The sequence below is a fragment of the Pseudomonas sp. NY15374 genome (assembly GCF_048068255.1).
In the GTDB taxonomy this organism is placed as follows: Bacteria; Pseudomonadota; Gammaproteobacteria; order Pseudomonadales; family Pseudomonadaceae; genus Aquipseudomonas; species Aquipseudomonas machongensis.
The window spans coordinates 173,447-194,836 of the sequence record NZ_JBLUPZ010000009.1 but is presented as its reverse complement, the minus strand read 5'-3'; the positions used below and the strand labels follow the sequence as shown (position 1 = coordinate 194,836).

General features: G+C 62.7%; 16 protein-coding genes. 11 read left to right on the top strand and 5 right to left on the bottom strand.

What is annotated here, in order from left to right; genetic code table 11:
- The first annotated feature begins 123 nt into the window (after positions 1 to 123).
- The 4 genes from ACNFHO_RS19465 (at position 124) to ACNFHO_RS19450 (ending at position 6,379) form a co-directional block, all read left to right on the top strand.
- Entirely contained in the window at positions 124 to 1,743 is a 1,620-nt protein-coding gene (locus ACNFHO_RS19465; protein WP_416767110.1) for an FMN-binding glutamate synthase family protein, read from the top strand.
- Between the two features lie 102 nt (positions 1,744 to 1,845).
- Positions 1,846 to 4,962 (top strand): transglycosylase domain-containing protein, encoded by a 3,117-nt coding sequence (locus ACNFHO_RS19460; RefSeq protein WP_416767109.1) that lies wholly within the window; start codon positions 1,846 to 1,848, stop codon positions 4,960 to 4,962.
- A gap of 116 nt (positions 4,963 to 5,078) precedes the next feature.
- Positions 5,079 to 5,621, top strand: a complete 543-nt coding sequence (locus ACNFHO_RS19455; protein WP_416767108.1) for a PadR family transcriptional regulator — start codon at positions 5,079 to 5,081, stop codon at positions 5,619 to 5,621.
- The gene (locus ACNFHO_RS19450; RefSeq protein ID WP_416767107.1) at positions 5,618 to 6,379 is read left to right on the top strand and encodes a siderophore-interacting protein; all 762 of its coding nucleotides are present in this window, start codon (positions 5,618 to 5,620) and stop codon (positions 6,377 to 6,379) included. The genes ACNFHO_RS19455 and ACNFHO_RS19450 overlap by 4 nt, the downstream gene beginning before the upstream one ends.
- 55 nt (positions 6,380 to 6,434) lie before the next feature.
- On the opposite strand, the gene ACNFHO_RS19445 is transcribed toward ACNFHO_RS19450, so the two are convergent.
- Together ACNFHO_RS19445 and ACNFHO_RS19440 are read right to left on the bottom strand one after the other, a co-directional pair.
- Positions 6,435 to 7,064 carry a Pr6Pr family membrane protein gene (locus ACNFHO_RS19445; RefSeq protein WP_416767106.1) on the bottom strand — a complete coding sequence of 210 codons (630 nt, stop codon included), beginning with the start codon at positions 7,062 to 7,064 and terminating at the stop codon, positions 6,435 to 6,437.
- Positions 7,065 to 7,066: 2 nt separating this feature from the next.
- Positions 7,067 to 7,288, bottom strand: a complete 222-nt coding sequence (locus ACNFHO_RS19440; RefSeq protein WP_063543406.1) for a VF530 family DNA-binding protein — start codon at positions 7,286 to 7,288, stop codon at positions 7,067 to 7,069.
- Between the two features lie 212 nt (positions 7,289 to 7,500).
- Between ACNFHO_RS19440 and ACNFHO_RS19435 the strand changes: the two genes are divergently transcribed.
- The 5 genes from ACNFHO_RS19435 (at position 7,501) to ACNFHO_RS19415 (ending at position 16,760) form a co-directional block, all read left to right on the top strand.
- Positions 7,501 to 9,546, top strand: coding sequence for a TonB-dependent receptor (locus ACNFHO_RS19435; protein WP_416767105.1), 2,046 nt, complete (start codon positions 7,501 to 7,503; stop codon positions 9,544 to 9,546).
- A 332-nt stretch (positions 9,547 to 9,878) separates the two neighbouring features.
- The gene (locus ACNFHO_RS19430; protein ID WP_112897596.1) at positions 9,879 to 11,225 is read left to right on the top strand and encodes a carbohydrate porin; all 1,347 of its coding nucleotides are present in this window, start codon (positions 9,879 to 9,881) and stop codon (positions 11,223 to 11,225) included.
- Between the two features lie 30 nt (positions 11,226 to 11,255).
- Complete coding sequence (locus ACNFHO_RS19425) at positions 11,256 to 13,667, top strand: glucose/quinate/shikimate family membrane-bound PQQ-dependent dehydrogenase (RefSeq protein ID WP_054891821.1); 2,412 nt, start codon at positions 11,256 to 11,258, stop codon at positions 13,665 to 13,667.
- 166 nt (positions 13,668 to 13,833) lie between these two features.
- Positions 13,834 to 16,254, top strand: a complete 2,421-nt coding sequence (gene lon, locus ACNFHO_RS19420) for an endopeptidase La (RefSeq protein WP_416767104.1) — start codon at positions 13,834 to 13,836, stop codon at positions 16,252 to 16,254.
- Between the two features lie 113 nt (positions 16,255 to 16,367).
- A complete protein-coding gene (locus tag ACNFHO_RS19415; protein WP_372821349.1) occupies positions 16,368 to 16,760 on the top strand; it encodes a protease inhibitor I42 family protein in 393 nt (130 codons plus the stop codon).
- Between the two features lie 21 nt (positions 16,761 to 16,781).
- On the opposite strand, the gene ACNFHO_RS19410 is transcribed toward ACNFHO_RS19415, so the two are convergent.
- Both ACNFHO_RS19410 and ACNFHO_RS19405 read right to left on the bottom strand, forming a co-directional pair.
- Positions 16,782 to 17,759, bottom strand: a complete 978-nt coding sequence (locus tag ACNFHO_RS19410) for an alpha-xenorhabdolysin family binary toxin subunit B (protein ID WP_416767103.1) — start codon at positions 17,757 to 17,759, stop codon at positions 16,782 to 16,784.
- A gap of 1 nt (position 17,760) precedes the next feature.
- Positions 17,761 to 18,942 (bottom strand): alpha-xenorhabdolysin family binary toxin subunit A, encoded by a 1,182-nt coding sequence (locus tag ACNFHO_RS19405; RefSeq protein ID WP_416767102.1) that lies wholly within the window; start codon positions 18,940 to 18,942, stop codon positions 17,761 to 17,763.
- 254 nt (positions 18,943 to 19,196) lie between these two features.
- Here ACNFHO_RS19405 and cmoA point away from each other — a divergent pair, with 254 nt between their 5' ends.
- Complete coding sequence (cmoA, locus tag ACNFHO_RS19400) at positions 19,197 to 19,940, top strand: carboxy-S-adenosyl-L-methionine synthase CmoA (protein WP_063543392.1); 744 nt, start codon at positions 19,197 to 19,199, stop codon at positions 19,938 to 19,940.
- Entirely contained in the window at positions 19,937 to 20,893 is a 957-nt protein-coding gene (gene cmoB / locus ACNFHO_RS19395) for a tRNA 5-methoxyuridine(34)/uridine 5-oxyacetic acid(34) synthase CmoB (RefSeq protein ID WP_063543390.1), read from the top strand. The genes cmoA and cmoB overlap by 4 nt, the downstream gene beginning before the upstream one ends.
- Before the next feature lie 72 nt (positions 20,894 to 20,965).
- On the opposite strand, the gene ACNFHO_RS19390 is transcribed toward cmoB, so the two are convergent.
- A complete protein-coding gene (locus tag ACNFHO_RS19390; protein ID WP_054891828.1) occupies positions 20,966 to 21,169 on the bottom strand; it encodes a hypothetical protein in 204 nt (67 codons plus the stop codon).
- Between the last annotated feature and the right edge of the window lie 221 nt (positions 21,170 to 21,390).

Genomic DNA, 21,390 nt, shown 5'->3' with positions numbered 1-21,390 from the left:
TACCCGAAATTTCATTTTCCCTCGCCTTTCGTCCGCTGGCCATTTGTCACCCGACCGGGCTATGGTCGGGGTTTGCCCAGGCCCCTGAGCCTGATTGACCGAAGCATTCGCAAGGATTTTCGCATGAGTCTGTCACTCCTCAGCCGTTACGCCGTGTTCGCCGCCTGCGTGCTGTTCACCTTGGCCAGCCTTCCCTTCCTGCACCACGAATGGCTGTGGCCCTTCACCCTGACCACCGCCGTGCTCAGCCTGATCGGCCTGTTCGACCTGCTGCAGAAACGCCATGCGGTACGCCGCAACTACCCGATTCTGGGCAATATTCGCTATCTGGTCGAAGGCATTCGCCCGGAGATCCGCCAGTACCTGCTCGAATCCGACAGCGATGCCCTGCCCTTCTCCCGCGCCCAGCGCTCGCTGGTGTACGCCCGCGCCAAGAACGAAGCCTCCGACAAACCCTTCGGCACCCTGATCGATGTGTATCAGTCGGGTTTCGAGTTCATCGGCCACTCCATGCGCCCCGCACCACTGGCCGACCCGACAGGTTTCCGCATCACCGTCGGCGGCCCGCAGTGCAGCCAGCCTTACTCGGCATCGATCTTCAACATCTCGGCCATGAGCTTCGGTTCGCTCAGTGCCAACGCCATCCGCGCCCTCAACGGAGGTGCCCGGCTCGGCAACTTCGCCCATGACACCGGCGAAGGCAGCATCAGCCCCTACCACCGCGAGCACGGTGGCGACCTGGTCTGGGAACTGGGCAGCGGCTATTTCGGCTGCCGTACCGCGGACGGACGCTTCGACCCCGCGCGCTTCGCCGAGCAGGCCGCCAACCCACAGGTGCGGATGATCGAAATCAAGATGAGCCAGGGCGCCAAGCCCGGCCACGGCGGCATCCTGCCCAAGCACAAGGTGACCCAGGAAATCGCCGACACCCGCGGCATCGTCATGGGCGAGGACTGCATCTCGCCGTCTCGCCACAGCGCGTTCTCCACGCCCATCGAGATGATGCAGTTCATCGCCCAGTTGCGTGAGCTGTCCGGCGGCAAGCCGGTGGGCTTCAAGTTCTGCCTGGGCCATCCGTGGGAATTCATGGGCATCGCCAAGGCCATGCTGGAAACCGGCATCCTGCCCGACTTCATCGTCGTCGACGGCAAGGAGGGCGGTACCGGCGCCGCGCCCGTGGAGTTCACCGACCACATCGGCGTCCCCCTGCGCGAGGGCTTGCTGTTCGTGCACAACACCCTGGTTGGCCTGAACCTGCGCGACAAGATCAAGCTCGGCGCCAGTGGCAAGATCGTCAGTGCCTTCGACATCGCCAGCGTGCTGGCTATCGGCGCCGACTGGGCCAACTCTGCACGCGGCTTCATGTTCGCCATCGGTTGCATCCAGTCGCAGAGCTGCCACACCAACAAGTGCCCGACCGGCGTTGCCACCCAGGACGCCCTGCGCCAGCGCGCACTGGTGGTGCCCGACAAGGCCCAGCGGGTGCTCAACTTCCACCACAACACCCTGCGCGCCCTGGCCGAAATGCTGGCCGCTGCAGGCCTCGAGCATCCCGCGCAACTGGAGGCCAAGCACCTGGTGCGGCGTATTTCCGCCACCGAGATCAAGCTGTTCTCGCAGATGCACGTGTTCCTCAAGCCCGGCGAACTGCTGACCGGCGAGGTGGACGGGCAGTTCTACTCGCGGATGTGGCAGTTGGCGCGCGCCGACAGTTTCGAGCCGCACAGCGAAGCCGCGGCCTGATCCGGGTACACCGTTCGTCGCCCTCACAATTTTTTCACCAAGTCCGGCCAGCGTCTAAGCTTCAGACAAGCAAGACGAAAATACTTGGCCGGACTGAACTCTATGGGCGCACTGTGGCAATCGGAACAGACCAGAACGGAAGCACCCGAAACACCTCTGGCCGAGCCACCACAGCCGAAGCCACCTCGTCAGCGTCGGTTGTGGTGGCGACTGATCATCCTGATCGTGCTGGTGGCCATGGTGGCGGTGGGCTTTGCCGTCTATGACGAGGTGCAGAGCTCCGACCTGCAATCGCGTGAATTCAGCCGCCTGGCCAGCACCCTCACCTACTCGCTGGAGCGCGGACCGAGCGACGCGATCGTCTACCCAGGCGACGGCCCCTTCGACAAACGCCTGGGCTACAGCGCCCTGGGCCAGTTCCTGCCGCGTCTGCTCAAGCGCGACTACCTGATCAGCGAGCAGGTGCGTTTCTCCCCGGCACTGATGCGCTATGTCGACCACGGCCTGTTCGTGCCCTACGTCGAGAAGATCCAGGCCGGCCTGTCGATCACCGACTGCCGCGGCGACACCCTCTACCAGTATCACTACCCCCAGCACCTGTACGACGACTTCGCCTCTATCCCACCGGTGATCGTCAACAGCCTGCTGTTCATCGAGAACCGCGACCTGCTCGACAGCAAGGACCCGCAGAACAACCCGGCGGTAGACTGGCCACGCTTCGCCAAGGCTGCCTACAGCCAGGTCGCCAAGTACCTGGCGCTGCCCGGCCAGTCGGCGGGCGGCAGCACCCTGGCCACACAACTGGAAAAATACCGGCACTCGCCAGACGGCCTGACGGTCAATGGCGCCGAGAAGATCCGCCAGATGATTTCTGCCAGCGTGCGCGCCTACCAGGGCGGGCCTGACACCACCGAGGCGCGCCAGCGCATCGTGCGCGACTATCTGAACAGCGTGCCGCTCTCGGCGGTACCCGGGCACGGTGAAGTGCACGGCATGGCCGAAGGGCTGCGGGTCTGGTACGGCGCCGACTTCGCCGAGGTGAACAAGGCGCTCACCTCGACGGAAACCGACGCCCAGAGCATGGCCGCTCGTGGCCTCGCCCTGCGTGAAGTGCTGTCATTGATGATTGCCCAGCGCCGACCTTCGCACTACCTGTCCAAAGGCCGCGTCGAGCTGGCCGAGCTCACCGACTCGCATATCCGCGTGCTCGCTGCCAACGGCATCATCGATCGCCCGCTGGCGGACGCCGCGCTGGCCAGCAAGGCGGTGTACCGCGACTGGGTGGCCCAGCCGACCATCGTGCCGATCATCACCAACAAGGGCATCAGCCTGGCCCGTAACCGCCTGGCAGCCATGCTCAACCGCCCGCTGTACGACCTCGATCGCCTCGACCTCTCCGCCACCAGCACCCTGCAAGCCGACTTGCAGACCCAGGTCAGCCAGTATCTGAAGAACCTCGCCGACCCCGAGTTCGCCGCGCAGATGGGCCTGATCGGCGAGCGCCTGCTGACCAGCAAGACCACCGACCAGGTCAGCTACAGCTTCACCCTGTTCGAGCGCACCGCCGACGGCTCGCGGGTTCGGGTGCAGACCGACAGCACCAACCAACCGTTCGACATCAACGAGGGCAGCAAGCTGGAACTGGGTTCGACCGCCAAGCTGCGAGTGCTGACCACGTACCTTGAAATCGTCGCCGAGCTGCACGACAAGTACGCCGGCAAGCCGGTAGCCGAGCTCAAGAAAGTGGAGGTAGCCGACCTGGACCGCATCACCCAGTGGTCACTGGAATGGCTGATGCTGAACAGCAAGAACCAGAACCTCGACGCCATGCTCGACGCCGCGCTGGAGCGCAAGTACTCGGCCAATACCGGCGAGGCATTTTTCACCGGTGGTGGCATGCACGTGTTCAACAACTTCCGCAAGGAGGACAACGGCCGCAACCCGACACTCAAGGACGCATTGCGCGAGTCGATCAACCTGCCGTTCATCCGCCTGATGCGCGACCTGGTGCGCTACGTCACCTACCAGCAACCCTACAACCGCGAACCACTGCTCAAGGATGACGCCGACCCGCGCCGCCAGGAGTACCTGGCGCGCTTCGCCGACCGCGAGGGCACCAATTACCTGATGCGCTTCTGGCGCAAGTACCAGCGCAAGACCTCCCAGCAACGCCTGGACACCTTCCTCGACAGCATGCGCGTCACCCCCCAGCGCCTGGCGGCGGTGCACCGCTACCTGTTCCCCGAGGCCGGCCAGGAAACCTTCAACGCCTTCGTCCGCGCGCACAGCGCCAAGGACAAGGCCGCCATGGCCAAGCTCAACGACGGCCGCCTTTCTGAAATGTACGCCGCCTACGGCCCAGGCAAGTACGACTTGCCCGATCAGGGTTTCATCGCCAAGGTCCACCCTCTGGACCTGTGGCTGCTCGGCTACCTGCTGAAAAACCCTGGCGCCACCCCCACCGAGATGGTCAACGCCAGCCGCTTCGAGCGTCAGGAGGTGTACAGCTGGTTGTTCAAGAGCCGTCACCAGGGCGCCCGTGACAGCCGCATCCGCACCATGGTCGAAATCGAGGCGTTTCTCGACATCCACCAGCGCTGGAAGCGCGTCGGCTACCCCTTCGATCACCTGGTACCGTCACTGGCCACGGCCATTGGCAGCTCGGGCGATCGCCCTGCGGCGCTGTCCGAACTGGTAGGCATCATCCAGAACGATGGCGTACGCCTGCCGACCCTGCGCATCGACACCTTGCACTTCGCGGCCGGCACCCCCTATGAAACCAAACTGATCAGCGACCCCGACCGCGGCCAACGAATCCTCAAGGTGGAAGTGGCGCGGGCCCTGAAAGGCGCGATGTCGCAGGTGGTCGATGCCGGTACCGCGCGGCGTATTTCCGGCAGCTTCAAGCTGCACGACGGTACCTTGCTGGTGATGGGTGGCAAGACCGGGACGGGTGACAACCGCCTGCAGAGCTACGGCGCCGGCGGACGGCTGATCGGCTCACGCTCGCTGAACCGCACTGCCACCTTCGTGTTCTTCCTCGGCGACAACCACTTCGGCACGCTCACCGCCTTCGTGCCGGGACGCACGGCGGAGTCGTTCAAGTTCACCTCGGCCCTGCCCGTGCAGGTACTCAAGGGTATGGCGCCGATTCTCATGCCATACCTGGAGCCGGGAAACCCCAATGAATGCAAGGCGCCGCAACTGGCGATGCACTGACAGGCAAGGCACCCATCAAAAAAACAGATGATAATCATCTGCATTTGAAGCCTTGTGTTTAGATATATCTTGAGTAATATCTTGCGATATATCGAAACACAAGGAGCCTGCACCTCATGCGTGACCACGCCCCCCATGATCCTTTCGAGCGCCGCCCCGGTCGCGGTGAGCGCGGCCCGCGGGTGTTCGCCCCTGGCGATCTGAAACTGCTGATGCTGTCGATGCTCGCCGAGCAACCCGGCCACGGCTATGACCTGATTCGTCAGATCGAAGGGCTATTCGATGGCAGCTACAGCCCCAGCCCCGGGGTGATCTACCCGACCCTCAACTTTCTCGAGGAAGCCGAGCTGATCAGTGGCCAGATCCAGGGCAGCAAGCGCCTCTATGTCATCACCGAAGTCGGCCGCCAATCACTCGCCGAACAAGCCGTCGCCCTCGACGGCGTACGCATGCGCATCGAGTTGAGCAAGCGCGCCTTGCGCGGACATGACCGTCCACCAGAGATCAACGAGGCAGTCGGCAATCTGCGCTATGCCCTGCACATGCACAGCGGTCGCTGGACACCCGAGGAAATCGAGCGGGTGCGCGGCCTGCTCAACGACACGGCCAGGGCCATCGCAAGCGGGCCGACCGATTCCGTTCAGGAGAAAACCCCATGAGCGACACCATTCATCGCGTCAACCACGAGATCCGCCAACGCCGTCTGCAGGTGCTGCGGGTCACCGACCTGACCCCGCGCATGCGCCGTATCACCCTGGGCGGTGCGGAACTGGCAGGCTTCACCAGCTTGGGCACGGACGACCACGTCAAGGTGCTGTTCGGCTGCACGCCCGAGGAGCAACAAGCGATCGACGCCCGCAACCTGGGCCGCGACGGCGGCGTACGGCCGACCATGCGCGAGTACACGCCGCGGCGCATCGACCTGGACGCCCTGGAGCTGGACATCGACTTCGTCCTGCATGGCGACGGCCCTGCCTCGACCTGGGCTGCCCAGGCCGCGCCGGGCCAGCACCTCGATATCGCCGGCCCACGCGCGTCGATGGTGGTGCCGGACATCTTCGACAGCTACCTGCTGATCGGCGACGAAACCGCCATCCCCGCGATTGCCCGACGGCTCGAGGAGCTGCCGGCCGGACGCCAGGTGCTGGCGGTCATCCAGATCGAGGATGAACAGGAGCGCCAGCCGCTGCCGAGCAAGGCGCAGGTGGAGGTCATCTGGGTACGTCGGCAGGCGGAGGACCTGCTCGGCCTGGTGAAAAACCTGACGTTGCCGCAGGGCCGACTGTATGGCTGGGTAGCGCTGGAGAAGGGCCTGACCCGGCAGGCCAAGGCTTTGCTGCTGCAAAAGGGCGTGGCCGAGGATGCGCTCAAGGCAGCGGCTTACTGGCGCGCAGAGGGCAGTGCGGATGATGAGTAGCCAGTAAGACCGATGCGGCCCTGTCGCGGGACGAGTCGCAGCGACTCGTCCCGACTCATCCCTTCACCCGCCCCCACCACCGATCCACCCCGATCACCAGCAACCCGATCCCCCAGAACCCCGCCAACACCGCCAGCGCATTGATCAGCACCCGCCCATACCCCAGGCTCGCCACATCGACGAAGGGATAGGGGTAGACCCCGATCTCATGCCCCCGCCACAAGGTAAACAGGAAATACACCAGCGGGTACAGGCTCCAGGCGCCCAGGTGCCATAGCCGCAAGCGCCCCTTGGGCACCGCCAGGCACCAGTACAGCACGAACACCAGCGGCATCACGTCGTGCAACAGTTCGTCGGCCAGCCACTGCCAACCCGCGGGTTGCCACAGGTGCCGAAGCAGCAGGCTGTAGGCCACTGCCACCAGCACGATACTGACCAGCACACCGGAGCTCACCGCCGGCGTCAGGAACCAGCGCCGCGCCGCCGTCTCACGGCCGAACGCCGCATGGCTCAGTACCGTGGCCACCAGGGTGTTGCTCAGCACGGTGAAATAGCCGAACAGATTGACCATGCCACCGATCAAGCTGGCCTGCTCCTGCCAGCGCGCCAGCAGCACCAGATACAACTGCACCGCCAACCCCGTCCAGCCGAGCAGGGCGGCCAGGGTCAGCCAGGGACGCGGCACCCTCAAGCCTTGCGTGACAGCTTGATGTACAGCTGCTCGACCTTTTCCCGCGCCCAGGGCGTCTTGCGCAGGAAGGTCAGGCTCGACTTGATGCTCGGGTCGCTCTTGAAGCAGCGGATGTCGATGCGCTCGGCCAGCCCCTGCCATTGGTAGTGGGCCACCAGCTCGGTGAGGATCTGCTCCAGCGTCTTGCCGTGCAGTGCGTTGTGTTGGGCTGTGCTCATGCAGTGCTCCCGCGTTGAAAGATGCGCACCTTACACGAGTGTAGTGGGCCGGTGTGCAAGGATGCGGACCGCCTGCGCTCCCAGCCCGGGCCAGAGCCTTCCACAGCACAAACCCCTGGCCAGACAGGAAACCTCTGTGATGAAATAGCAATGTTATATTGTATCTATTCGTATCTTCACTATAAATATCTGCCAAGGAACGTCACACGCTCATGTTGTCCAAGTCCCTGCGCCTCTCTCCCCTCGCTGTCGCCTTGTGGCTGGCGTCATCGCCCAGCCAGGCGGTGGAGCTCGAACCCCAGGTGATCACCGCCAACCCGCTCGGCAACCGCCAGCTCGCCGCCCCAAGCACCGTGCTCGAAGGCGATGACCTGCTGCAACAGCAGCACGGCAGCCTCGGTGAAACCCTCAACAAACAGCCCGGTGTCGCCTCCACCTGGTTCGGTCCAGGCGCCAGTCGCCCGGTGATCCGCGGCCTGGATGGCGACCGCATCCGCATCCTGCGCAATGGCGTCGGTGCCCTGGATGCCTCGTCATTGTCCTATGACCACGCCGTGCCGCTGGACCCGGTCACCGTCGAACGCGTCGAGATCGTCCGTGGCCCGGCTGCGCTGCTTTACGGCGGCAACGCCATCGGTGGTGTAGTCAACACCTTCGACAACCGCATTCCCGACTCGCCTATCGAAGGCATCCATGGCGCAGGCGAGCTGCGCTATGGCGGCGCCGACACCACGCGCAGCAGCGCCGGCAAGCTCGAAGCCGGTGACGGCAATTTCGCCCTGCACCTGGACGCCAACAGCCGTCAGTTCAACGACCTGCGCATCCCCGGCTATGCACGCAGCGCGAAGGTGCGCGACGCCGACGAACCCGGCAACAAGCATCGCCTGGAAAACAGCGACGGCCGCCAGGACGGCGGCGCCATCGGTGGTTCCTACCATTGGGACCATGGCTATGCAGGCCTGTCCTATAGCCGCTACGACAGTAACTACGGCTCGGTGGCCGAGCCCGGCGTGCGCCTGGACATGCAACAGGACCACTACGCCTTCGCCTCGGAACTGCGCGACCTCGAAGGACCGTTCAGTTCGGTCAAGGTCGACGCCGGCTACACCGACTACCAACACCGCGAGATCGAAGAGGGCGAGGTCCACACCACCTTCAAGAACAAAGGCTATGAGGCGCGCATCGAAGCCCGCCACCAGCCCATTGGCCCCGTCGAAGGGGTGATCGGCGCCCAGGTCAGTCGCAACGAGTTCTCGGCGCTGGGTGAAGAAGCCTTCGTGCCGCACACCGACACCGACAGCCTGGCGCTGTTCATGCTCGAGCAATGGCAGGCCACCGAACGCCTGAACCTGAGCCTCGGCGCCCGCCTGGAGCACACCCGCATCGACCCGGATGCCAAGGGCAACGAGAACTTCGTTGGTGCCGACAAATCGACCAGCTTCAATGCCGCAAGCCTGTCATCGGGCGCGGTGTACCAGCTCGATCCGGTCTGGGCACTGGCGGCGAGCCTGGCCTACACCGAGCGCGCACCGACCTTCTACGAGCTGTATGCCAACGGCGCACACGTCGCCACCGGCGCCTATGAAGTCGGCGATCCGAACCTGAACAAGGAGAAGGCAATTTCCGGCGACCTGGCACTGCGCTTCGACAACGGCACGCACAAGGGCAGTGTCGGCGTGTTCTACAGCCACTTTCGCAACTACATCGGCCTGATCGGCAGCGGTAATCTGCGTGAAGGGCATGACCATGGTGACGACGACCATGACCATGATCATGACCACGACGACGGCGGGATTCCCGAGTACCTTTATCAGGGCGTGCGTGCGCGCTTCTATGGTATCGAGGCCCAGGATCGCTGGAAGCTGCTGGAGAACCGCTACGGCAGCTTCGCCCTGGAGCTGTCCGGCGACTATACCCGCGCCAAGAACCTCGACACCGGCGAGCCACTGCCACGCATCGCCCCGCTGCGGGTGGGCACCGGCCTGCTGTGGGAGCTGGATCGCTGGCAGGCGCGCGTGGACGTGCAACACGCCGCCTCGCAGCACCGCAAGCCGGACAACGAACACGGGACCGACGGCTACACCACCCTCGGCGCCAGCGTCGGCTATCGCTTCGACATTGGCCAGAGCCAGTGGCTGGCGTTCGTACGTGGCGAGAACCTGACCGACCAGACCGTGCGCTACGCCAGTTCCATCCTGCGCGATATCGCGCCGGCACCGGGACGTAGTGTCGAAGTCGGGCTGCGCACCAGCTTCTGACCTGCGTGCAGGGGCAACTGTCTTGTTCAAAATCTGAAGGCCAGCCCAATCCGTGTAGGAGCGGGCTTGCCCGCGAACACGGGCGTAGCCCGTGCCAGGCAGCGCGGTGTTTTTTCGCGGGCCAGCCCGCTCCTGCACGAACTGCACCCACTATTACGTCTGCGACAACAATCCCCTGCGACATTTTGTCTTTTTTTCTTACAACTTCCCCTATATCCTCCGCACCGCAAGCTGAAACGCTTCACTCATAAATCCCTCAGCCGTTTCCATCGAAGCGTTCGCTCCTCGATGCGCTTGCGTTTTTCTCAATAATCAAAAGACAGCGCTATCTCATGCTTCAACTGCCGAAGAATCCATACCCGGGCCTCGCCCTCACCGCCCTGCTCAGCGGCTTTTCGCCCAGCGCCAGCGCCGACGCGCCCTTCGCCAATGACTCACCCTGGATGTTCGGTGACTGGGGCGGTACCCGCACCGCACTCCAGGCGCAGGGCTACGACTTCACCTTCGGCTACACCGGCGAAATGGGCAGTAACCTGCACGGCGGCTTCGATCACGATCGCACCGCACGCTACAGCGACCAGTTCACCTTGGGCGCCCATCTGGACCTGCAAAAGATCCTCGGCTGGCACGACAGCGAATTCCAGCTGACGGTCACCGAACGCCACGGCCAGAACATCAGCAACGACCGGATCAACGACCCGCGCGTGGGAGGTTTCACCTCCGCCCAGGAAGTCTGGGGCCGCGGCGAAACCTGGCGCCTGACACAAATGTGGATCAAGCAGAAATACTTCGATGGCGCACTGGACGTGAAGGTCGGCCGCTTCGGTGAAGGCGAGGACTTCAACAGCTTCCCCTGCGACTTCCAGAACCTGGCGTTCTGTGGCTCGCAGGTGGGCAACTGGGTGGGTGGCATCTGGTACAACTGGCCGGTCAGCCAGTGGGCGCTGCGGGTGAAGTACAACCTCGCTGACGACCTATACGCGCAGGTCGGCGTCTTCGAACAGAATCCCTCCAACCTTGAATCCGGCAATGGCTTCAAGCTCAGTGGCAGCGGTACGCAAGGTGCGCTGATGCCGATCGAACTGGTGTGGACCCCAAGGGTCAATGGTCTGAAAGGGGAATATCGCGCCGGCTACTACTACAGTAATGCCAAGGCACAGGATGTTTACAAGGACGGCAACGGCCAACCGGCGGCCTTGAGCGGCCAGGCTTACCGCAGCAGCGCCAGCAAGCATGGTTTCTGGCTCGGCGCCCAGCAGCAGGTGACCTCTCGCGCCTCGGACGCCTCCCGCGGGCTAAGCCTGTTCGCCAATGCCACGATGCATGACAAGAAGACCAATGCCATCGACAACTATGTTCAGGCAGGTGTGGTGTACAAGGGGCCCTTCGATGCCCGCGCCCAGGACGACATCGGTTTCGCCCTCGCCCGCGTGCACGTCAACCCCGCCTACCGCAAGAACGCGCGCCTGGCCAACCAGGCCAACGCCGTCGTCGACTATGACAATCCCGGCTTCCTGCCCGTCCAGGACACCGAATACAGCGCCGAACTCTACTACGGCATTCACCTGGCGGACTGGCTGACCGTGCGTCCTAACCTGCAGTACATCCGCCATCCGGGCGGGGTATCGCAGGTCGATGACGCGCTGATCGGCGGCCTGAAGATCCAGAGCAGTTTCTGAACCCAACCTTGAACGAACGGAGAACATGCGATGAGCACTGACGGTGCCAAGAATGGAACCCGCTGGCTACCGCGCCTCGTAGGCGTGCTGCTGTTGCTGATGGGCCTGGCCCTGATCGCAGGCGGTATCAAGCTGAGCCAGCTGGGCGGATCCCTGTACTACCTGATCGGCGGGATCGGCTTTGCCCTTTCGGGCATCCTCCTGATCGCCCTGCGCCGCATCGGCCTTGGCCTGTATGGCGTGGTGTTGCTGGCCAGCACCGCCTGGGCGCTATGGGAAGTGGGTCTGGACTGGTGGCAACTGGTGCCACGCCTGGCCATCTGGTTCGCCCTCGGCGTGGTCCTGCTGCTGCCCTGGGCGCGCCGCCCGCTGCTTGGACCTGCCTCTAAGGTCAACGGCGCCCTGCTGGCCGCCGCCGTAGTCGCTTCCGGCGCAACCGCAGTTGGTAGCCAGTTCACCCATCCCGGGGAGATCTTCGGCGAATTGGGGCGTGACAGCAGCGAAATGGCCAGTGCAGCGCCTTCCATGCCGGATGGCGAATGGCAGGCCTACGGGCGTACAGAACACGGCGACCGCTACTCGCCCCTGCGCCAGATCACCCCGCAGAACGCTTATCGCCTGGAAGAAGCCTGGCGCATTCGCACCGGCGACCTGCCGACCGAAAACGACCCGGTCGAACTGACCAACGAGAACACCCCACTCAAGGCCAACGGCATGCTCTATGCCTGCACCGCGCACAGCAAGGTGCTGGCCCTGGACCCGGACACCGGTGCCGAAATCTGGCGCTTCGACCCGCAGGTCAAGAGCCCGGTCAAGACCTTCAAGGGCTTCGCCCACATGACCTGCCGCGGCGTTTCGTACTATGACGAGAACCGCTACGTCAGCCGTGACGGCAGCCCTGCGCCGAAGATCTCCGATGCCGGCCAGGTCGTTGCCCAGACCTGCCCACGACGCCTCTACCTGCCCACTGCCGATGCCCGCCTGATCGCGATCAACGCCGACAACGGCAAGGTCTGCGAAGGCTTCGCCAACCAGGGTGCGATCGACCTGACCACCGGCATCGGCCCATTCACCGCCGGCGGCTACTACTCCACCTCGCCAGCGGCGATCACCCGTGACCTGGTGATCATCGGAGGGCATGTCACCGACAACGAGTCGACCAACGAACCGTCCGGCGTGATCCGCGCCTACGACGTGCACGACGGCCGCCTGGTGTGGAACTGGGACAGCAATAACCCCGACGACACCAAGCCGCTGGCGCCGGGCAAGACCTACAGCCGCAACTCGGCGAACATGTGGTCGCTGGCCAGCGTCGATGAAGACCTGGGCATGATCTACCTGCCGTTGGGCAACCAGACCCCTGACCAATGGGGCGCCGACCGCACCCCAGGCGCCGAGAAGTACAGCGCTGGCGTGGTCGCCCTGGACCTGGCCACCGGCAAGGCACGCTGGAACTACCAGTTCACCCACCACGATCTGTGGGACATGGACGTGGGCAGCCAGCCCACCCTGGTGCACCTGAAGACCGACGATGGCGTGAAACCTGCGGTCATCGTGCCGACCAAGCAGGGCAGTCTGTACGTGCTCGACCGTCGTGACGGCACCCCGATCGTGCCGATCCGCGAGATCCCGGTACCGCAAGGCGCGGTCAAGGGCGATCACACGGCGCCGACCCAAGCCCGCTCCGACCTCAACCTGCTCGGCCCCGAGCTGACCGAACAGGCCATGTGGGGCGCCACGCCATTCGACCAGATGCTGTGCCGCATCCAGTTCCGCGAGCTGCGCTACGAAGGCCAGTACACCCCGCCGTCCGAGCAGGGCTCGCTGGTGTATCCCGGCAACGTCGGCGTGTTCAACTGGGGCAGCGTGTCGGTCGACCCGGTGCGTCAGTTGCTGTTCACCTCGCCGAACTACATGGCGTTCGTGTCGAAGATGATCCCGCGCGAGCAGGTAGCCGAAGGCAGCAAGCGCGAAAGCGAGACCAGCGGCGTGCAGCCGAACACCGGCGCCCCGTATGCCGTGACCATGCACCCGTTCATGTCGCCATTGGGCGTGCCGTGCCAGGCACCGGCCTGGGGTTATGTGGCCGCTATCGACCTGTTCACCAACAAGGTGGTGTGGAAACGCAAGAACGGCACCACCCGTGACAGCACCCCTGTACCGATCGGCTTGCCGGTGGGTGTACCAAGCATGGGTGGCTCGATCGTCACCGCCGGTGGCGTGGGCTTCCTCAGCGGCACCCTGGACCAGTACCTGCGCGCCTATGACGTGCACAACGGCAAGGAACTGTGGAGCGCTCGCCTGCCAGCCGGTGGCCAGGCCACGCCAATGACCTACACGGGCAAGGACGGCAAGCAGTATGTGCTGATCGTGGCCGGAGGACATGGCTCGCTAGGCACCAAGATGGGCGACTACATCATCGCTTACAAACTGGCTGAGTAAGCCTCGACTGCGGCGGTGGCCACACCGCCGCCTTCGCGGGCAGGCCCGCGAGCGGCACGGCACCGGCCGGCAAAGATGAAAGCCTCCCCCTCCTGCCTTCGTCTACCATTGAAACCCATCCCTCCCCGCCCCATCTAAGCACCATAGTCATTCACGCAGGTGCCCCATGAGCGACCAGCAGGATTTCCCCGAACACCCCGACGCACACAGCGAAATCGAACACCTCGAGGCCAAGGCCGAGACCAGCCGCGCCCTTGCCCTGCCCGGCCAGCAACTGCCGGACAAGGTCTACGTGATCCCGATCCACAACCGCCCGTTCTTCCCCGCGCAAGTGCTGCCGGTGATTGTCAACGAGGAACCCTGGGCCGAAACCCTCGACCTGGTCGCCAAGACCGATCATCATTCCCTGGCCCTGTTCTTCATGGACACGCCGCCCGAAGACCACCGCCACTTCGACACCAAGGCGTTGCCGGAGTACGGCACCCTGGTCAAGGTGCACCATGCCAGCCGCGAGAACGGCAAGCTGCAGTTCGTCGCCCAGGGCCTGACCCGCGTACGCATCCGCACCTGGCTCAAGCACCATCGACCACCCTACCTGGTCGAAGTCGAGTACCCGCACCAGCCCGCGCAGCCCACCGACGAGGTCAAGGCCTACGGCATGGCCCTGATCAATGCGATCAAGGAACTGTTGCCGCTCAATCCGCTGTACAGCGAAGAGCTGAAGAACTATCTCAACCGCTTCAGCCCCAACGACCCCTCGCCCCTCACCGACTTCGCCGCTGCCCTGACCTCTGCCACCGGCAACCAGTTGCAGGAAGTGCTCGACTGCGTCCCCATGCTCAAGCGCATGGAGAAGGTCCTGCCGATGCTGCGCAAGGAAGTGGAGGTTGCGCGGTTGCAGAACGAGATTTCCGCCGAAGTGAACCGGCAGATCGGCGAGCATCAGCGCGAGTTCTTCCTCAAGGAACAGCTCAAGGTCATCCAGCAGGAGCTGGGCCTGACCAAGGACGACCGCAGCGCCGACCTCGAACAGTTCGAACAGCGCCTGCAAGGCAAGACCCTGCCCGAGCAGGCTAAAAAGCGCATCGACGAGGAAATGGGCAAGCTGGCGATCCTCGAAACCGGCTCGCCGGAATACGCTGTGACCCGCAACTACCTCGAATGGGCCACCGCGCTGCCCTGGGGGGTATACGGCCAGGACAAGCTCGACCTCAAGCACGCACGCAAAGTGCTCGACCAGCACCACGCCGGGCTTGACGATATCAAGGAGCGCATCCTCGAGTTCCTCGCCGTCGGTGCCTGGAAAGGCGAGATCAGCGGCTCGATCGTACTGCTGGTCGGCCCGCCGGGTGTTGGCAAGACCAGCATCGGCAAATCCATCGCCGAATCCCTGGGGCGCCCCTTCTACCGCTTCAGTGTCGGCGGCATGCGCGACGAAGCCGAGATCAAGGGTCACCGCCGTACCTACATCGGCGCCCAACCCGGCAAACTGGTACAGGCGCTGAAGGATGTCGAGGTGATAAACCCGGTGATCATGCTCGACGAGATCGACAAGATGGGCCAGAGCTACCAGGGCGACCCCGCCTCGGCACTGCTCGAAACCCTGGATCCGGAGCAGAACGTCGACTTCCTCGACCACTACCTGGACCTGCGTCTGGACCTGTCGAAGGTGCTGTTCGTCTGCACTGCCAACACCTTGGATTCGATCCCCGGCCCGCTGCTCGACCGCATGGAAGTGATTCGCCTGTCGGGCTATATCACCGAAGAGAAGCTGGCCATTGCCAAACGCCACCTGTGGCCCAAGCAGCTGGACAAGGCTGGCGTTGCCAAGACCAGCCTGAGCATCAGCGACAGCGCCCTGCGCCTGGTGATCGAAGGCTACGCCCGCGAGGCTGGCGTGCGTCAACTGGAGAAACAGCTCGGCAAGCTGGTGCGCAAGGCAGTGGTCAAGCTACTGGAGAACCCGGATGCCAAGCTCAAGATCGGCACCAAGGACCTCGAGGCAGCACTGGGCATGCCGGTGTTCCGCAGCGAGCAAGTACTGGCGGGCAAGGGCGTGATCACAGGCCTCGCCTGGACCAGTATGGGTGGCGCCACCCTACCGATCGAGGCAACACGCATTCATACGCTCAACCGCGGCTTCAAGCTCACCGGCAAGCTGGGGGACGTGATGAAGGAGTCCGCAGAGATCGCCTACAGCTACGTCAGCGCAAACCTCAAGCAGTACGGCGGCGACCCAGGCTTCTTCAACGAAGCGTTCATCCACCTGCACGTACCCGAAGGCGCCACGCCCAAGGACGGCCCCAGCGCTGGCGTGACCATGGCCAGCGCCCTGCTGTCACTGGCGCGCGACCAGGCACCGAAAAAAGGCGTGGCGATGACGGGTGAACTGACGCTGACCGGGCAGGTGCTACCGATTGGCGGGGTACGCGAGAAGGTGATCGCCGCCAAGCGGCAGAAGATCTTCGAGCTGATCCTGCCGGAGGCGAACCGTGGGGACTTCGAGGAACTGCCCGACTACCTGCGCGAAGGGCTGACGGTGCATTTCGCCAAGCGCTTTGCCGACGTGGCGAAAGTGTTGTTCTGATAAACACAGGGCTCCGAGGGGCCATCGCAGGGCAAGCCCGCGATGGCCCCTCAGAGCCCACATACACAAGCGCATCGGTTATCCTCAGGCCATCGTCCGCCTCAGGAGCCACCATGACCCTCTCCCGCCTGCTGCTCCCCTTGAGTCTCAGCTTGCTCGCTGCCTGCGCGCAGCAACCGCGGCAAACCGTCGAGCTGGATGCCGACAGCGAATGTCCGAAGCGCCTGCAAGTCGGTCAGACTCTATCGCTGTCGTTGGCCAGCAACCCTTCCACCGGCTATCGCTGGACGCTCAAGGACCCAGCCTCAAGCGTACTACGCAGCCTGGGGGCAGAGGTCTACAGCACTCCGGAAGAGGCCGGTATCGTCGGCAGTGCAGGCCTGTCAAACTGGCGCTTCCAGGCCAAGGCCGAGGGTACTGCCACGCTGGCCCTGATCTACCAACAACCCTGGGCCCCTGAAGTCGCGCCCGTACAAACCTTCGAGTGCCAGATAACCGTACGTTGAAACCTGGAGCGATGCATGCGCTCAGACGGTCTCGAAGTTGCGGCGAACCTCCGCCAGGTAGACGGACAACGCCATGAGGGCATTGCCGAGCGAGCCCAATTCAGTCGCCTGTTCTGCAACAGCCTGATGACTCTGCCAAGTCGTCGTCAGCTTTTGGGCTTCCAGTACCCAGCGATCACGCCAACTGTCGACATTGCCAGCAGTGACCAGTTCGTCATGTTCTTGAACAGCCTGTTGCAACAAACTCTGCAACGACGACAATGCCTGTCGCTGTTCGGCAATCTGCCCGACACACGTCGCCCGGGCTGACACAAGATCCGAGAACTTGCGTCCTTCGCCTATGACATCCAGGTTGGCCTCGAACTTCTTGACGGCTGCCTTCACCAGTTCAGGGCTCACCGTGGGGTTCTTGATGCTGCTCAACAACAGGTCCACTTCCTCCTCTGTCGGAATCATGCCCTTGATAATACTGAACAGCGTTGGCACTTCGAACGTCTTGATGATCTGGTCCAGCTCGTTCTTTTGACGCTCCATGCCTGCAACCACTTCCAGCAGGTGGTCGACACTGGCTTGTATACGTTCCTTGGTCCCTGCCAGCTGTGAACGGCGCTCCTCCAATTCCGACAGGCGATAAACCTGTATTGCGCTGACTCGTTGGTTCAACACCTGCAACGACGCCTTCAAGCGACCCCGCAGACGCACCAGCTCGTCTTCGATATCTTTCTTGATGCCTTGGTTCTGGCCATTTTGCGAACTCACGGCTGCGGCATTTATCTCCGACCAATTCTGGTGCGCAAGATTGAGCGTGGCACTCAATACCTGGTCTTTCATTTGAGCGTCGCACTCCCTGAGCAGCCTCAGCAAATCCGAGACGTTCTCCCGGATGGACGAGCTCAGATGTTTTGCCTTCATATTTACAAACTTGGAAATTTCACCTTGCATCAATCGCATTGCAGACACATCGGGATACTTCACAAGTATCGGGCTGCTAATATCCATATCAATTCTCCTGATTAAAACTTTTCATGACGTCGTTAAAAATCAATGCCAACTCGTGCGAAATATTGCCAATCTTGTGCCACGGGCGAACCACACGATCGATCCGACGCGCAAATCGTTCCACGCTGACATGGGTATCGAGCAGGTCAAGTTCCTCACTCGAGACTTTTGTATGGTCACTCAAGGTGCGGATAACGTAGCGCAAGTTCCAGGCGGCCGTATTGACCTCTTTGAGTCGGCCCTTGATGTCATTGAGCAGACCCGACAGTGTGGCCAGGTTCGCCAACTGCGGGGTAAACGATTGCATCTCCATCACCAACTCTTCGCGACGTTGCTGCAGGTTCTGCTTATTTTGTTTCGCACGCTTTGCCAGATCACCGAACAGCGAGTAAGTTAGCCCAACCCCCAGGGGGGAAAATGTCAGCCCAAACAGGGTAAAGCCCGTGAAGCCGGAAATGACCGAAGAGTGATACTCGATTTCCTCGTCCAATACTCGCAAGCTGTCTGCAAGCGCTGCTGCCCTCTCGCCGGCACCGGCAATGTCAAGCGCCGAATCCAGCCCTGCCAACTTTGGCAGCAAAGTATCTTCGACATCCTTATAGAAGCGATCTGCGCGCGTTTGAACCTGATCAATATCCTTCGATATCCTGTCGATCAGCTCTTTGATATCCTCGATCGCGCCGTGGATGGATTCAGCCTTAAGCGTACGTTCGTTTTCATCAAGCGGTACTGTCTCCAGTTGCTCCAACACCGCATCCTCGATATCGGAGAGACTATTGCCGTGCATACTGCGGATTTCACTCACGAGCAGCGCGCCTTCGGTGGCGAACGTCTGCGCGAAATTTTCCAGTTTCACGCTAAGGGCTTGAGTTTCGCGCTCTAATGGCTCCCACCCTTCGGCATGCTGGTTCAAGTCGGAGATAAAACTACTAACCCCCTCGCCATCCACGCCCAGCTTCACGAAGTCGATCCACTCGCTGATTGGCTCCGATGCGCCCGGAAACGAATCCACGGCCTTGACGTAGCGTTTGATCACCAGCAGGTTTTCGCGGCTGAAGATCAACCCAGGTTGCTGCTCTGTTTTTATCGGATCACTGATCGTCTCGATGTATTGCAGAGGTATCAGCTCTGCTTTCTGCTGCGGGTCGAGAGTTGCTAACGACTCATTCTCTAGCACTTCCATAATGATCGTCCTTTGAGGGTCGGATGAGGTGCTCCGCCAGTACAGCGCAGAGCAGGCCTCACCATACGTCGCGCCCACCTCGTCTTCCGTGGCTCTAGGCTTGGCCCGGTGACATCCAATTCGCTTCCACTTGGCAGAAATACAGCACTTTCGAGTCACCACTTTCTTCCCAGACCCGCCGATCACTGGCCGCCGGTATGCAGCACCGCATGGCTTGGCTAGAATGTCGCCTTTGTCTGTTCCCCGAGCCCACTGTGAGCCAAGACCCCGACCGCCTTTTCGCCCAACCCCTGGAGCAGGTGCCCGACTTCGTCTTCAACGAGGACGTGGTGCGTGTGTTCCCGGACATGATCAAGCGCTCGGTACCCGGCTACCCGACCATCGTCGAGAACCTCGGCGTGCTCGCCGCACGCTTCGCTCAACCACACACCGCGCTGTACGATCTTGGCGCCTCGCTGGGCGCAGTGACCCAGTCGCTGCGCCGCCATGTGCGCCACGACGGTTGCCGGGTGATTGCGGTAGACAACTCAGCAGCCATGGTCGAACGCTGCCGCCAGTACCTCACCGCACAGGACTCGATGTTCCAGGAACTGCAGCCAGTGCAGGTGATCGAAGCCGACATCCTTGCCCTGCCCTTCGAGCCCGCCTCCGTGGTGGCGATGAACTTCACCCTGCAGTTCATTGCCCCTGAGCAGCGCCTGGCCCTGCTCGCGCGCATTCACCAAGCGCTGCTGCCAGGTGGCGCGCTGATCCTGTCCGAGAAACTGCGCTTCGACGACGTACAGGAACAGGACCTGCTCAACGACCTGCACCTGGACTTCAAGCGTGCCAATGGCTACAGCGATCTGGAAATCGCCCAGAAGCGCAGCGCCATCGAGCACGTGATGAAGCCCGACACCCTGCAAGCCCACCAGGAGCGCCTCCACTCCGCCGGCTTCTCGAAAGTCATACCCTGGTTCCAATGCCTCAATTTCGCCTCGCTGATAGCCCTGCCATGATTGATCTGTCTCCCCTCGTCCGCCGTCTTGCGGGCACGCCACTGGCTTCCTGGTCCCTGGGGCTGCAAGCACAACTCGACACCAAGCTGGAGAAGGGCCATGGCGACCTCGAGCGCTGGCGCGGCGCCCTGGATGCGCTGCCAGACCTCACACCCGAGAGAATCGACCTGCTCGACGGGTTGCGCCTGGACAGCAACTGCGATGACGCCACCCGTGCTCAGGTACACAAGGCGCTGATGGGGCTTTCGCCGTGGCGCAAGGGGCCGTTCGACCTGTTCGGTGTGCACGTGGACACCGAATGGCGCTCGGACTGGAAGTGGTCGCGGGTCGGTCCGCACCTGAACCTCAAGGGCAAACGCGTGCTCGATGTCGGCTGCGGCAACGGCTACTACCAGTGGCGCATGCTCGGCGCTGGTGCCGACATGGTGGTCGGTGTCGACCCGAACTGGCTGTTCTTCTGCCAGTTCCAGGCGGTGCAAAAATACCTGCCAGACCTGCCCGCCTGGCACCTGCCCTTCGCCCTGGAAGAATTGCCCGCCAACCTCGAAGGCTTCGACACCGTGTTCTCGATGGGCGTGTTCTATCACCGTCGATCCCCCATCGAGCATTTGCTGGCGCTCAAGGACTGCCTGGTCAAAGGCGGGGAGCTGGTGCTGGAAACCTTGGTGGTCGAGGGCGATGAGCAGCACGTGCTGGTGCCCGAGGACCGCTACGCACAGATGCGCAACGTCTGGTTCCTGCCGTCGGTACCCGCGCTGGAGCGCTGGCTGCGCCGCGCCGGCTTCAGCGATGTACGCTGCGTGGATGTGAGCGTCACCAGCGTCGAGGAGCAGCGCAGCACCGACTGGATGCGTTATCAGTCGCTGGCCGATTTCCTCGACCCGAACGACCACAGCAAGACCATCGAAGGCCTCCCAGCCCCCCGCCGCGCCACGCTGCTGGCACGCAAATAAAAAAAGCGCCCCGAGGGGCGCCCAAGTTCACCAGCAGCGAGGAGCTGTCGCAGAGCCGGTGCCTCACTACCGCTAGTCCTTGGCTACCTCACGGGCCGTCTCCTGCGCCTGGCGCTCACGTTTGACCAGCACTTGCTGCCGGTCGCCGAACAGGCGCTCCTGCTCCTTGAGAAAGGTATCCACGAACTGCTGTGAACGCTCCGCGCCACCTTCGGCGAAAACGCTGGTGCTGCCCATGGCAAGGGTCGCCAGCAGCAGATATTTGATCAGGTTCATCGTGCTTGCCTCATGATCACCGTTCAGACAGCGCCATCCTAGCCAGCGGCAGCTAACGCCAAGGTGAGCCTGGCATTACAGTCTTGCAATGTGGTCCTGCGGGCTGTGTTCCCAAGCGAAGGGACCCGAACAGGCAGCCAGATGACGCCCGCATTACAAATCGGTTATCTGCGCCGACAACGCATTCTCATGCCGTAACATCCTGCAGCTTGACCCTAAAG